The sequence below is a fragment of the Herbinix hemicellulosilytica genome (genome assembly GCF_002904165.1).
GTDB lineage: Bacteria > Bacillota > Clostridia > Lachnospirales > Lachnospiraceae > Mobilitalea > Mobilitalea hemicellulosilytica.
This window is the reverse complement of sequence record NZ_CVTD020000008.1, coordinates 345090-359342: the sequence shown is the minus strand read 5'-3', so window position 1 is coordinate 359342 and position 14253 is coordinate 345090. Positions and strand designations below refer to the sequence as shown.

Below are 14253 nucleotides of genomic sequence, written 5' to 3'. Positions count from 1 at the left end.
TTTTATGATTGAAGTAAAAACTATCTTTTCAGAATGTATTCGCTTTTATTTATTAAGCACCACCGTTCTGATAATGATGGATATATTTTTCTTAAAAGCATACGAGCGATAATTGAAGTTTTATTTTTAACTGTTACGGTAAAGATATCATCAATATTTAAAATATAATCCCCTCTGTCATACAAAGTTTCCAAAATCTCTTCACTATGGTTAATATGTTCATATTCCATTATGTTTCCTGTAAAAACGGGAATCTTACGAATGCAGTTTGGGCAACCGGGATTTGTCCCGTCTGGATATAAGTCATATTCGTATCCGCATATATCACATACAATCTTTTTACATACGGTAGTTACAAGAACAGTTATAGACGCTCCTTTATATCCTATTGTTACCTGCATAGTACCAAGATAATTTTTATCCAGATTATCTGTATATCCGCTTGTTACTTCTTCAGTATGGCCGTCCATGTAAGTAGCAAGTAGAACAACACCATTATCCTGCAAGGTTGTCCCAATGGTAATGACTATAGGTGATGTTTCCGGCCTTATAACCCGCAGGCTTTCTATCCAGGCTTTGCAATAAGGACATCCCGGATCTGTTCCGTCACTATTTAAATTATATGTATGCCCTTTTGAACAAGTTTTGTTGCGTGGGATAACGCTTACTTTTATTTTGCAAGATATACTGTAATATTTACCGTCTATTGTATAGTTATAGATTAAGGTAACATCCTGGTCTTTTACTAAACTTGATGTTGAAAAATCCGTTGTACATACTACTGTCTTTGTTGATCCGTCTTTGTATGTGGCAACTGCTGTAGTTATTAAGGGATCATTTACATAAACAGTTTGATTTTCATGGGTAGGAGTTAACGAAACTATAATATGGTTACAATCCACTGTTTTATCTTCCTCAAAACCACATGTATTTATCCATCTATTTACGCCAAGAGTATGATCAAAGTCACACACATTCAGGTATGTTGTTGTATCTTCATACCAACTTGAATAACCGTTTGAATTCCATCTTCTGGTAAACCAGTGCAGATGAAAAGATACATCTCCGTTATTTACGTTATTATAATTACGTCTAAAAAATTCATAAAACCAGTTATTAACTGTTGGCTTATTCATATATGATCTAAGTTGCGATACTGATATATCAGAAGGGAAACCAGGATTATCAGTACCGCTATAACTTCTTGCTGCCGGTAAATCATAATACCAATAACCGGCATACTTAAATCTAATAGTACCGCTACTGTTTACATATGCTCTATATGTAACGCGGCATAAATTTTGACTATCACTTATTTTTGCTTCATCCAGGTATCTATCTGTTGATATCCCTAAACTTATATATTCCGGTATTACACAATATCCTTGAAAATTATTATATAATAACTCACTAAATGCTCTTGATATGCTGGTGTCGTCATATAAACTAAATTCCATACGTTTTTCTTTATGATATATATAACATCCGGTATTATATGTCATTCTTTCCTTGCTTTGAGGATATGTTTTTTCATAATAATATACTACATTTAGGGGAACTCTTTCTTTTGAACCTACCACACCCGGTTCAAGATCATATCCGCATGACCATTGATAATAATTTTCAAGCTCTCCATTTTTAATAGATGTACTTTTACAGTATGGACATCTTCCTGTACCGGTAGTATCTGAAAAATTAAATACTCTTGTGTTTAAATTGCTATCCCAGTAATAGTCAACGTATCCTCCTATATATTCTCTTTTACAAGTATTACATGTGGAAGGTATCATTATGTAGGATATAAATTCTTTGCACGCCCCGGTATGAGCATGCTCATGGATAAAAACAAGATTTCCTTTATGTTTATGTCCGCTATAGCAATTTTCATCATGAACATGGTTTGGGTCTGCCGGTCCGTTTATGGCTTTTTCAAGTACACTCTCGTTGGTTTCAGTATTTAAATTTCCATCATTTATCGGATCATCTACATGAGGCCTTTCTGTTATCACTTCTCTGTAATGGTATTCATTAGGGCCGGTATAATTTCTTTTTTGCTCATCTATTATTTCTTCCAGCGTCCTAAAACGGTACTCCGGTTCCAATATCTTAAATCTGTGTTCTAAATTGATATCGAATATATTTCCCCCAATATCCATTTTACTTAAAAATTTCTCATAATCACTTATAGTAATAACACCGTTTCTTTTGACATTGTCCAAGAATTCATCTACATTTTTATTGTAAAATGATCTCAAAACTGTTTCTGTCTTTAAACCGAAATACAACATTACAGAGATAAATATAATTATTATGCCGATAAAAATATCAGTAACTATTTCCCATATTTTATTCATTGTTTAGTATATATTCCCTCCGTAAACGAATTTTTTCTTTCGTCCTATTAAAGAGGTTTTAAAAAATGTATTTTGAATTTTATAAAATAAAGATTTATCTTTTTTAATTAATATAAGCGTTAAATAATTCCCTTTTTTAAAATAGTATTTTCCGTTTGCATAAATCTCTTTTAATATCTCTGATGTATAAGTTATATCAAAATATACTACTGTGCTTATATCTTCTGCTGTTTTACAGTAAGGGCAACCCGGATCAGTTCCGTCTGCATTTTTGTAATAAACATGACCGTTTGGACAAGTTATTGTATCTAATGTATTAACTACATTTATTATGATTGTGGTTGAAAATTCTTTATATCTAACTGTTGCTGTCTGTACTCCAAGTATATTTGGATTAAAATTTTCCAGTGTAAAACCCTCATAAGCAAACTCTCTGTGATTATCACGATAGATAAGAATAACTGCAATCGATGGTATTGCCCCAAGTTGAACTATATTTGATCCGCTTGTAAGATATGCTTCTATTCCTACCAATTCTTCCGAACATACCGGACAGCCTTTGGGACTATCCGAAATATTATATCTTAGTCCGCATATAGGACATTCTATTGAAAAAATTGATAGTACATTTAACTTAATGTTTGCAGATACCCCTTTATAGCTTACTGTTGCAATATATGTACCGGCTCTGTCGGTATTTACATCAATACTCCAATCATCTACTATCCGGCTATCGCCGTTTGCAAAATAAGCAGTAACTTCTAAGGATATGGGATCATACTGCATTACCGTAAGCTCCTTAGGTTCCACACTTATACTTACTACTTTTGCGGCACATACAGGGCAATTATCTTCTGTAGCCGGATATTCTGTATCACAAACCGGACACCGGATAAGTCCTGGATAAACCCAAACGGTTACTTCTTTTGCGTAACCGCCATATTCAATAGTTACAATTTGAAGGCCGACTTTTTCAGGATTATAATTGCTGATCCAATCGGTTATAATTTCCCTTGAGCCGTCTTTATATTTGGCAGTTACTATAACAGGTAAAGCATCCCCTTGAGTCACCTCAATATAATCTGGAGTAACTTCTATTCCGGTAATTAGTTCTTTGCAATAAGGGCATCCCGGATCTGTATCGTCAGGATTTAACTCATATGTGTTATGACAGATCGGACATTCTCTTTGTAACGGTGTTACTGTTACACTTACCGAGGTATTTCTAGTAATACCGTTTTCCGAATAAGTTATGTTTATATTTTGTGTGCCGATTTTTGATGCATCAAAACCTTCAATTGAATATTCATCGGAGCTAAGTATTCTGCTTGTTTCGTCACTGTAAATTACTTTGACAGTAAATAATGGATTACTATATTTCTGTATTGTCTGAAATGTCGGTGATACTGTTATTGATACGAGCTGTTTGGCGGAATTTTCTATATTATTGAATGATATGTTAGTTATTTCAATTAAGTATTCTTTGTCAAATGATAGTGGAAGAGTTATCTCTTCCCAGGTAATTCCATCTCTAGATTTTTTAAATCCATTCATTGGATTATAATTGGTTTGTGATCCTGCTCCGTAAAAATAACCATTATAAAAATACACATTTTTTACATTTAAGTTTGTTAATTCATATGATTTTCCGTTATTTTTAGTTATGTATATTTTATTACCATCACTAATTATTAGAGTGTTTTTGCCGTATGCAAGTTTTGTGGCGTTAGTACATTTATTTGAAGCAACTGTTGGTTGCCCCATACTTGTCCAATTTATCCCGTTATAGCTGTAATATAAATATCCATTACTTAAACCTGCAATAAACATGTCTCCAGTAAAAATAACATTTGCATTTGCACTTATGCTTAATTGGCTTTTTGTCCAGTCTATTCCATTACTCGAATAATATATGACTGCTGTATTTGATCCTGAAGATGATTTCCATTCGCTTCCGGCTGCTACATATACATTATTGCCATAAACTATGTTATTTATTGTTATGTTACTTCCTAAATATGTTCCGTTACTAAATGATTGTGCGTTATTACTGTACATAATATAAGAGCCACTATTTGGTGTTATGAAAAATTTATCATTTACAAATATTATTTCTTTATATTTTGATATGTTGTAATATAATGTACACAATGTATTTTGAGTATTATTTTGGGAATCATATCGTACTACATGTGTATAATAATCTACATAATTCCATGAATATACTTTTAAAAAATAATAGTGGCCATCAGGACCAAATGTAAATCTTTGGTCGGTAAAATACTCTCCACTTAAATTCATTATTTTGCTCCAGGTTTCTCCATTATCTTTTGATATATATAAATAGTTATAATATTCAAATTCATCATATGATTTTCGGTACCGCGCTTTCACGTTTATTAGTATTTCTGTTTCTTTACCAGCAGAAAACGGCTTTATATATGATACAGGTACTAATGACAGATTATTTTTGTTTATATTTGTAATTTCCTCGCCTTTAACCGGCCTTATATCTTGAATATTTAGGTCGTATCTTTCTCCTGTAGTATCAAGAAAATTTATATAATCTTCATACATTTGTATATCAAGATAACCCTTACTTCTTATATCATCTGTAAGCCTGTGAGTTTTTTCATCAACAAGAGAATCTATATTTTCACTGTGAGAATGAGCAATATATTGCAAAGGAAATATTAAAATTAAAAGTACAGCTAATATACCAGATATTAATCTTCCCGGAAAATCCATATCCTGCTCCTTATGAACCTTTCAACGAATATATAATCATTGTAATATTTCTGTTATCATCATACCTGTATTCTTTGTTGTATAAACCCTTTTTAATATTAGAGAAATACACGTTATAATCCTGACCGTCTGGCGGAATTAAACTGCCGTTAACCATAATGGGATATTCCCTATATCCCATTATGGCTGCATATATTTCCTCTTCGGATACTGTATTGATATCAACAGTGTTATATTGCTGAAAAAATTTCTTGTCTTCCGTAACATTTTTTATAATATTCTCGGTTAAGCTTGATATGGTATTATATTGAAATATCAGATATATTAAGCCAAGACTTATTATTACCGATCCTGTTATCATTTCAACAATATTTGATACCGCTTCGCGCATGTTATTCCTCCGGTTTAAATTATTTTTGAGTAAATTTTATCCCGATAATTACTTCATTTTCATTTCTTATGACTTCCCCGATAAAAATAGCAGTAGGCTTAATATAATGTTCCTGGTCTGAGAAATTTTTTATATCATATATGTGCTTTTTGTTTATGTATTTGTTTTGATATGTTGATCCGGATATTTTTGTTATTACTTCGGCATAAATAGGGGCTTCTTCTGTTTCCGAGTAATCTCCTAAATATTTTTTTATAAAATTAATTACTTCAGAGCCCCTGATTTCTTCCCCGTCATACTTAACGATATCATATTCTTCAAAGTCAACTGCTGTTTTTTCAGTTCCAGCTATGACACTGTCGGCTATTTTTGCGGTACTTTTTACCGAATGCATGATATAATATACAATTATTCCGACCAGGATTACTCCGACAACGGTTAAGAAAATTTGCGGGACAAAATCATTGTTTTTATGTTTCATTTTTAACTCACCTGTTATTTATATCTGTACTTTTGATCAAAAACTATTTCAATTACCATACCATTTTCATCTTTTATTACTTCACCTTTGAATATTCCGTTAGGATTTATATAATCTTCATCATTTTTACTTGCCGGCTCTTTATATTTTTCACCACTATATGTTTTTCCCTTTTGTGAATTCTTATTGGTTTTTACTGTTATAGAAATTCCTAAATCTTTTTCATAAACTTCATTAATTAAATCAATAATCGTATCCCCTCTTATGCTCTCACCCTCATAAACAAGTAGATCAAATTCTGCAAGGGAGCCTATTGCATTATTAATTTTTTCCGTACTCCTGCTTAAATCATTCTTCTTATCTTTAAATACCCCTGTGGACCATGCAATTATAAGTCCGGTTAAGATTACACCAACTACAACCAGAAAGATTTTTACGGCAATATCACTGTTTTTTGTCTTCATTATATCCATCCTCCTTTGATATTCTGAAATCTGATTGTCCTTTATTATTACCATGTCATATTCTCCAGATCTGCAAGAAGTTCATTTATTTCCTTAACAGAAGAAACCAAAGCCGGCATTAAGCCATAAGAAAACAACAGCATAAAGGGAACTACAGCCAGAACATAGGCCCGAAAAACCCGTTTTTTTATTGACTTTTCATTGGCAAGCTTTCTTTTTGAAATGTATCCTTCGTAATCGGCTTGCAACTCTGCAAAAGCCTGACTTATGGGCATATCATCACAACGGATCAGATTATCCACAATTCGTCTAAAGGGTTCATAAGGCTCTCTTTCCTTTAATTTATTTAAAGCCTCAATATCACCGGAACCGTAATCATCTATACACATCCGAAGTGACTGTCGGAATACAACAGAAAACGATTCCATCTCTTCCAGAATTTGCTTAACCGTAATATTTTCGTTAAACATGAGCATACCAATAAGGGCATTAAACTGATTAACCTCATCTTCCATCGCATCTTTGGATACGGTGCTAATGTATTTAAGGAAAATATAAGGAAGATAATATGCTATGATGCTTAAGCACAGGCAGATAAACAGATCTATAAAAGAAATGTGTTCATTTTGATATTTTTTAACCCTGTTTAAAACATCCCCGGCTATAGCTTCCGCTATCGGTGGCTGAAAGACCAAACCGTCTTTTATAAATATTTCTGTAAGTTCTTCGGTATTTTGCGGCATTATAGTTGTTTTTTCTATATATTTTCTTGTATATGCTTCTATGGTCCTTGCCATGGATTCGTATTGAATTTCCTTGGCTGCAGGGGTCAGAAATTGCATCTCATACGAATTTACCTCAAGCAATTTTTTTCTGCTGCTTTTATGAAGATAAAAGGCTAATCCCGTAGATGCTATGAACACAGACAATGCTATCAGGAAACTTCGCAATACAAAATGTCTTGCCCGAATATTGCTGCCGTTATTTCTAAGTTCCCGCTGCAATTTCTCCTGCTTTGAGGCATACTTGTCACAATAATTGTCTAAGGCTTTCCTTATTAACTTTATCCTGTCAATAATAAATAACCACCTATGGCTGCTTTGATGAAATTCCGGATATTCCGCACTTTTACGCATAATAACATATATACCCGTTATTACGGCCATAAGGCCTATATCCAGCAAAAATCCCTGTTTGCCGTAGTAAAACTCAGCCATATTTTCCTTTAAACTGATGGCAAATTGCTTTACTATTTCAATGCAGAATATTGGTGATACTACACACAAAATTACTCCCATAAATTCCATACTTAGCCTTTGCTGTTTTTCTATTTCAATATCAATTTCACGCTGAAGATTTTCCAGGTTTCTTACAAAAAGCATTTTTCCGTCAATAACCCTGTCACCCTGTTCCATCAGCCCTATACAAAGACTTGCAAATGCCCGTAAGAATTTATTGGGTATATTGTCACAGTACTGCCTTAAACTTTCTTCCCTGTCGGCTGACAAAAGTAATTGGTAAATCTGATCAGCAGCCACTTTCATGTCCTTGCTTAAGTTTTCTCTTGCCATGTAAATTGCATCGTCAATCCGATACTCAACATAGTAATAGTGGAGTACTTCAGCCAGCATTTTCTGCATCTCAGTAAGAACTTTAATTTCGTGCTTTTTTGCCATACGGCTTACTACTTCGGAATTTATAATAAATATGGCAATACCCGCAGTGATTATATTTATTAAAGACCTGTTTGACAGAAATATAAGAAAAAATGCAAGTATACTGATTACCCAGGAAAGAAGAACAGAACATACAGTCTTTTCTGCTATGGTTTTTCTGTCGCATGGGCTAATAAGGCGATAGCGATATGACAGTTTTCTGATATAGTTTCTGGTAATGGGAAAATTGCTAAGAAACTTATAAATGTCCGTAATAAATTGACTTGAATTTTGAATTCCGAAATGTGACTTTTTTGGCATACCCCATAACTTTTTATCTTTCCTGTTTCGGTATATCAGATATATGAGGGTAATTAAAAATATCAGTGAAAGAATATATATTAAATACAAGACAACTTTTTCATTCAAACCGCTGCTGCCACACCTCCGTTTTGTACCTTGTTAAAATCCTTAAAAGCATGCCGCATATCCGGCGGTAGATTCTTAAGAATAATTTCAGACAATCTCTCACTTATGGGATTAATCATCTTATACATACCGTCTTCATATACAACAATATCTCTGGTATAATATGTTTTTCTTCGGGTCAGCAATTTTAGATAATGGGATATTTCTTCAAGCCGTCCTTCAATGCCGTTATTATTTAAAGATAAATATTCATCATGTTCATATGGAATTACTTCCGTAATCCGGTCTATATACCTGTGACCGTCATTATCCTTGACACAATGCACATCAAGATGAATAAGGTTTGCTACCATGGCCTGTATATCGTCTGTGTTTGATGTACCGTAACCACCCAAGGCATGTACAAAATATGATACCAATTCGTCTGTAGTCGGCCAATGACCGGTGGTTATAACACGTTTCGTTCCGGCAAGCAAAAGGTCTATTAAATGCTTTGCATGTTCCAGGCTGGCTGTTTCCCCAAACAGAATCGTATGGGCATCCGAGCTTTTAAGCAGTTCTATTAATTTAGGAAACGGAAGCCTTTCGCTTGGCTTTGTCCCCAATATATTTTTATCCGCATATGCATTGTTTAAATTCAGTTCAAAATCGGCTTCCAAAGTCCTTACGGCCTGCCTTCTGTCTATTTCCTTTATTGCTGCCCTTGTATATGTAGTTTTACCGGAATTTTGATCTCCGGAAAAAAAGATATTTACACATCCGTAAATTGCCCATTTTATTACTTCTATAGGATATTGACATCCCTTATCTGTTATTAAATCTTTAAGTTCCAGTGAAGATGTATTGGCAAATTTACGGACAAAAAATGCCCACTGCATAGAATTGTCCGGCCTAAATACGGTAACCCTGCTGCCATCTGCAAGATGGGTTTTGGCCCCTCCTTCTGATTTGGTTAAGTGGCCTGCTTTTCCGTGTTCCGCCAGGTTCTTGCATATCCGCCTTATTTGTTCATCGGATTTAAAAGATAAGAATTTCAGATGTATGGGTTTTCCCTGGTATACCACCCATATACTGTCGCAGGTCCTTGGCTTACTGTAACTTCCGGTCAAAATATCATCTTCCATAAACCTGAAATCATATGATGTAACTCCCGATACACCGCCGGATATGCTGTCTAACGATATATCCTCCATAATCAACTGGTCAACAACAGATAGGCCATACGTTTCCTCATAAATCCTCTGTGCAAGAATATTTACTTTATCATCAAAGGTCAACTTAATATGCATACTGTCATATGCATAATTAATATCTTCTTCGGTTATACAATAATAATATCCTTCACCGTCATGCCAAAGCCTGTCCAGATTAGCCATTTCGCAAATTCCTTGAAACATTCTGTAATTTCCGCTTCTTTTTTGCAGATACAATAATATATCAAACTTTTCCTTTGCGGTTAAAAGGTCTTTATTGTCAAAAGGTATTATGTTGTCAATGATATCTTCCGTTATCTTAAATATATTTAAGATTGAATGCTTTACCCTGTTTAAAACAATCAATTTTGCATTTATATCTCCCTGGGAACATTTACGGATAGCCTTACTTAATGTTCTTTTTATGGCTCTCCTGTTCTCGAGGTCCCTTCGGTTCAGATTTAAGGTATTCAGGTCAGTATTTATTATTTCACTTATAATTTCTCTAAATCGGTCACATAAATTACTAAGTGAATATATATTTTCATCATTGTCAGGCTCAACCTTGCTTTTAAAAATGTAATAAATAGTTACTGACGTTACGGTTAATATAAGAACTGACAGAATTATATCTATCGGTTTCATGCCCCTCTCCTTTTCATAAAGGATTTGTTCTCAGCTAAATTAAGCTTTGTTACAATTTTTTCGGCACTTTGGCAAGCCTGATAGAAAAAGTATTCTGTTTCATCATTTTGAAATCTTCCCGGTTTTATTTTTTTTATAAACATCCTGCCAAAACTACTTATTTCTGCAAATCTTTTGATATTAAGGACGTTTCTTACCATTTTCAATAACTCACATTCATTTAAGGCATCCAAATATCTGGTGGAGTAAGGTATAACACCGGAATTATTTTTCCCTAAATATTTTCGGTATTTTTTTTGAAAGTTGCTTATATTATAACCGGAGTTTTTATCATAATTCCCGATCAAAAAGAACACCTTGCCAAAATCGAATCTGCCTGCATACTCCTGAAAAAATGTATCCAGTACATATCTGCGCTGGGTAAGATTAATAACGGTTAAATCAGCCGATGAAATCATCTTAAAAGACAGGTCATTATTTCCGCTATTTGCATCAATCATTACAATATCAACATACTTTTCGATATCTTCAATTACCTTAAATACATTTCTTCCTATATCCTGTTCAAAAATTTCCCCGTTTTTTATCTCGGTACCCGGAAGCAAAAGTAAAGATGTTTCGGGAAATGTTATACAGCAACTTTCCAGCGTGTTTTTATTTAACATATTTATTCTGCTGTACATTACTGCCGCATCAAGGCCTATGTCCTGAAATATATTGTCATCAATTGAACCGTCTATACCAACATTTTTGCCTACCAGGGGGCCTTCCAGATTGTTCATGGAAATATGGGTCTGCATCAAAAGTATTTTCTTTTTATATAACAAGCTCAAAATTAGAGCCAAAATATGCATATTGCTGGTCTGCCCCTGGCCGTGTAAAGGAGACCAAAAAACTATTTTACTCATCCTACCCCTTCTCCTTCCAAAGCATCTGATGCCATATGTACTTTATTACCGTTGCCGTTTAATTTTGATACAATATATTTGACTTCGCCGGTTACTAACTTTTTCATTCTTTTTGAAACTTTTCTTATGTTAACAGTCTGAAGTTGTTGGCATCTTAATGCATTTTCATAATCTTTAAAATCAAGGTACAGATAACTTATACTGTCCGGGTCTGATTCCATATTTATACTGTTCTTAACAGTTTCTAGGTCGTCGGGACTTAATATATCTCTTACTATCAGCTTTAGTTTTATATCATTAGGAAGAGTGTCATTCATTATTCCGGCAACCTTATTCATAACATGTGTAAATGGATTTACAACAATATTCATATAATCAAGTTTCAAAGGCCTGATATCCCTATAAGAATATCCAAATGATATAAGTACAGCACCGTCTTTATATTCATTTAGTTCGTAACAACCCGGTACTTTCCTTATGTAGTTTAAGTTACGGTAATGGACAATTTCATTCATGCTGTCTAAATCCATCCCGTGATATATTACATTTTTCAATGCCCCCGAATCTGACAAATCCACAATAAGCACAGGATACTTTAGTTTGGCCAAAGTATGTCCTATATAAAGTATTATGTCAAATGCTTCCGTTCCTAAAAAACCGACACATACCATTCTTATCCCTCCACGGGTATAAAATATTCTTCATCATATATTTGTCCCAATTCGGGAAAATAAAATATATCAGACCGGGTATTATTATCAGTATCCTCTTTTTCAGTGGATTCATTGTTATCATTCATGTAATCCTGTTTATGAAAGTCGGTTGAATTAAAATTTTCTTCAGGATAAATATCTTCTTTATTATTGCCTAACGATATAACATTATCATCTTTTATATTTTCATTTATATCTTCAATATTTGTATCAGTATCTTCTTTTGTATTTGCACTTAACTGTCCATTACCTGATTCGGGCATATACCTTATTGTACCTTTTAGCTCCCAGTTGATATCTTTTACATCCATATCCAGACTTTTTGCCAGCCTGTTTTCCAGAGCTTTTCTTACTTCTATGTTCAAAAGCTGAGAACATCTGTCAACGATATTCGGATCGTTTTCTATCAGGTTAAGTACCGATATGCTGGGCGTATATGTAATTATGGACGCGTCCTGTATATTAGGTTCTATGTATTTGGTCATGTATAATTTTGAACCGCTATATAATCCGGCATCCACTATGGCTGCAGACATCCGCAGTAATTCTTCCTCATCTACCCATAAGTAGCATATGGGCATATCAGGTTGATACCCTTTCAACTGTTTTTTGGTAAGTACCACATATGTTTCTCCGTTGGGATAAAGAATCCTCACATCCACAAAATCGTTCGCCTGTATATTTGAGCTGATATGGATAACGTCATATTCCACTTCTCTTTGAATTGACGAAACTTCATTTTGTGCCACCATACTCTTTATTATATGGGTGCCTTCCGGAATATCTATTATTGCAGCTTTACCAAGATCATTCTTTGATATATAACTTTCGGCAGGCTGCGATGAATATACTAACTTTTCTTCAATCATCTCTTCGGTTATGATTTCCCCTGTTTCTATATCCGTTAAAGCTACCAATACGGTTTTTTTACTTTTCTCCAGTTCCTGCCTTGTTTCGTTAAGCATTTGCTCATATTCCTGCCTGATTTGTCCTATCATAGTGACAGAAGTTACAATAGCGGAAGTTCCTATTACTGCAATACATATAAAAGCTACAGTAATATATTGTCTTGTAGTTCGTCTTAATCTCTTTATGAATCTCATAGCTCACCCCGTATGAAGCTTTTTATTAATAAGAAAACAATTATTATGAGTAAAGCCAAAAGAAAATTATAAATTAAAACCACCAAACTTTTATTTCTCTCTGTTTTATAATTAGCTGTAACTTTATGCTTTCTTAACCGGCCCGGTATTTTACGCCCGATACTCCATAGCAAAATCCCATAAGATATAATTCCTACAAGCGCAATAATCATATATCTTATGACAGTTAATACCCCAATTTTCTATCCCCTTTTTGCCAAGGCAAGATTTTTTTCTGCTTTCTGCAAAATAATATAAGCTGCCTTCCTGATACCGTGAATAAAAAGATAATTTGGACTTTCTTTGTCACAGAAATAGTTGCTGTTGATAAACTCAATTGCGCTTCCCTGTTTGCAAGCAATATGAAAATTCTCATTATAAGGAATAGGAGCAATATCCTCTAAAGGAATTTCATATAACTTTGCAATTCTTTTGCAGCTTAGTGGGGATTTCATAGAATAATTCCCGACAATAAATACAGCTTTTGATATAAGTGAAGAGTAATTTGAAAAGAAATTTCTAAGATAATCAGAATCTTGATAAAGATTTATAACAACCAGATCTGCTAACTGAAGTATAATTTTTGAGCTAAGATGATTTTGCTGATTGACATTGATAAAACATAAGTCTGTATTGCATTGAATTATGCGGTTAAGGTCATGAAAGTTATGATATAATTCATAGTCAAACAGATTACTGTTAATAACTCCGTTTTGCGGTATATAATATAAGTGTTTTGGTATAACAGCCCGCCTATAGTATTTTAATAAACTTGGGTCTTTATCTCCCCGGTATATTCTTCTAAGCAGTCCCTCTATGCCTTTTCCTTCATAAAAACTGACTATGCCATCCCTGTTATAGGATATATTATCTAAGAAAAAAGCTTTTCCCAGATTAGTTTTATCCAGATAATTTTCCAGCAATGTTATTCTGTAAGGATACCGCATAACACTGGCTATGCTTACACCCGCAAAATTTAAAAAAGCCCATGACTTATCGTAAGCATTACTCCAAAAAGCAATATTCAACCAAAATCACCCCTATTTAGTTTTGTAAAAGCCGGTAAATATCAGAAAGGAAAAGAAATGGAACAGAAAAATAAAAGATATTCATCAGAAGAAGGTAGATAT

At 33.7% G+C, this 14253-nt stretch carries 11 protein-coding genes; all 11 read right to left on the bottom strand.

Features of this window, described 5'->3' with window-relative positions; genetic code table 11:
* Positions 1-20 precede the first annotated feature (20 nt).
* Positions 21-2354, bottom strand: a complete 2334-nt coding sequence (locus HHT355_RS02630) for a hypothetical protein (protein ID WP_103201894.1) — start codon at positions 2352-2354, stop codon at positions 21-23.
* Between the two features lie 3 nt (positions 2355-2357).
* Positions 2358-5102: a bacterial Ig-like domain-containing protein gene (locus HHT355_RS02625; protein ID WP_103201893.1), complete on the bottom strand. Its 2745-nt coding sequence runs from the start codon at positions 5100-5102 to the stop codon at positions 2358-2360.
* A gap of 10 nt (positions 5103-5112) precedes the next feature.
* A complete protein-coding gene (locus tag HHT355_RS02620) occupies positions 5113-5493 on the bottom strand; it encodes a hypothetical protein (RefSeq protein WP_103201892.1) in 381 nt (126 codons plus the stop codon).
* 19 nt (positions 5494-5512) lie between these two features.
* On the bottom strand, positions 5513-5974 hold the full coding sequence (locus HHT355_RS02615) for a hypothetical protein (RefSeq protein ID WP_103201891.1): 462 nt from the start codon (positions 5972-5974) through the stop codon (positions 5513-5515).
* Between the two features lie 14 nt (positions 5975-5988).
* Positions 5989-6492 carry a hypothetical protein gene (locus HHT355_RS02610; RefSeq protein ID WP_103201890.1) on the bottom strand — a complete coding sequence of 168 codons (504 nt, stop codon included), beginning with the start codon at positions 6490-6492 and terminating at the stop codon, positions 5989-5991.
* Entirely contained in the window at positions 6486-8522 is a 2037-nt protein-coding gene (locus HHT355_RS02605) for a hypothetical protein (protein ID WP_103201889.1), read from the bottom strand. The genes HHT355_RS02610 and HHT355_RS02605 overlap by 7 nt, the downstream gene beginning before the upstream one ends.
* On the bottom strand, positions 8519-10360 hold the full coding sequence (locus HHT355_RS02600; RefSeq protein WP_103201888.1) for a P-loop NTPase family protein: 1842 nt from the start codon (positions 10358-10360) through the stop codon (positions 8519-8521). The genes HHT355_RS02605 and HHT355_RS02600 overlap by 4 nt, the downstream gene beginning before the upstream one ends.
* Positions 10357-11268: a hypothetical protein gene (locus tag HHT355_RS02595; protein ID WP_103201887.1), complete on the bottom strand. Its 912-nt coding sequence runs from the start codon at positions 11266-11268 to the stop codon at positions 10357-10359. Before HHT355_RS02595 ends, HHT355_RS02600 begins: the two co-directional genes overlap by 4 nt.
* Positions 11265-11939 (bottom strand): hypothetical protein, encoded by a 675-nt coding sequence (locus HHT355_RS02590; protein ID WP_103201886.1) that lies wholly within the window; start codon positions 11937-11939, stop codon positions 11265-11267. The genes HHT355_RS02595 and HHT355_RS02590 overlap by 4 nt, the downstream gene beginning before the upstream one ends.
* 2 nt (positions 11940-11941) lie before the next feature.
* Positions 11942-13084: an SAF domain-containing protein gene (locus tag HHT355_RS02585; protein ID WP_103201885.1), complete on the bottom strand. Its 1143-nt coding sequence runs from the start codon at positions 13082-13084 to the stop codon at positions 11942-11944.
* Positions 13085-13326: 242 nt separating this feature from the next.
* A complete protein-coding gene (locus HHT355_RS02575) occupies positions 13327-14151 on the bottom strand; it encodes a hypothetical protein (protein ID WP_103201883.1) in 825 nt (274 codons plus the stop codon).
* Positions 14152-14253 lie beyond the last annotated feature (102 nt).

Excerpts from the sequence above, each read along its gene's own strand:
- HHT355_RS02600 (WP_103201888.1), bottom strand. The coding sequence starts at position 10,360 with ATGAAACCGATAGATATAATTCTGTCAGTTCTTATATTAACCGTAACG.
- HHT355_RS02615 (WP_103201891.1), bottom strand. The coding sequence starts at position 5,974 with ATGAAACATAAAAACAATGATTTTGTCCCGCAAATTTTCTTAACCGTT.
- HHT355_RS02620 (WP_103201892.1), bottom strand. The coding sequence starts at position 5,493 with ATGCGCGAAGCGGTATCAAATATTGTTGAAATGATAACAGGATCGGTA.
- HHT355_RS02585 (WP_103201885.1), bottom strand. The coding sequence starts at position 13,084 with ATGAGATTCATAAAGAGATTAAGACGAACTACAAGACAATATATTACT.
- HHT355_RS02625 (WP_103201893.1), bottom strand. The coding sequence starts at position 5,102 with ATGGATTTTCCGGGAAGATTAATATCTGGTATATTAGCTGTACTTTTA.
- HHT355_RS02610 (WP_103201890.1), bottom strand. The coding sequence starts at position 6,492 with ATGGTAATAATAAAGGACAATCAGATTTCAGAATATCAAAGGAGGATG.
- HHT355_RS02630 (WP_103201894.1), bottom strand. The coding sequence starts at position 2,354 with ATGAATAAAATATGGGAAATAGTTACTGATATTTTTATCGGCATAATA.
- HHT355_RS02590 (WP_103201886.1), bottom strand. The coding sequence starts at position 11,939 with ATGGTATGTGTCGGTTTTTTAGGAACGGAAGCATTTGACATAATACTT.
- HHT355_RS02595 (WP_103201887.1), bottom strand. The coding sequence starts at position 11,268 with ATGAGTAAAATAGTTTTTTGGTCTCCTTTACACGGCCAGGGGCAGACC.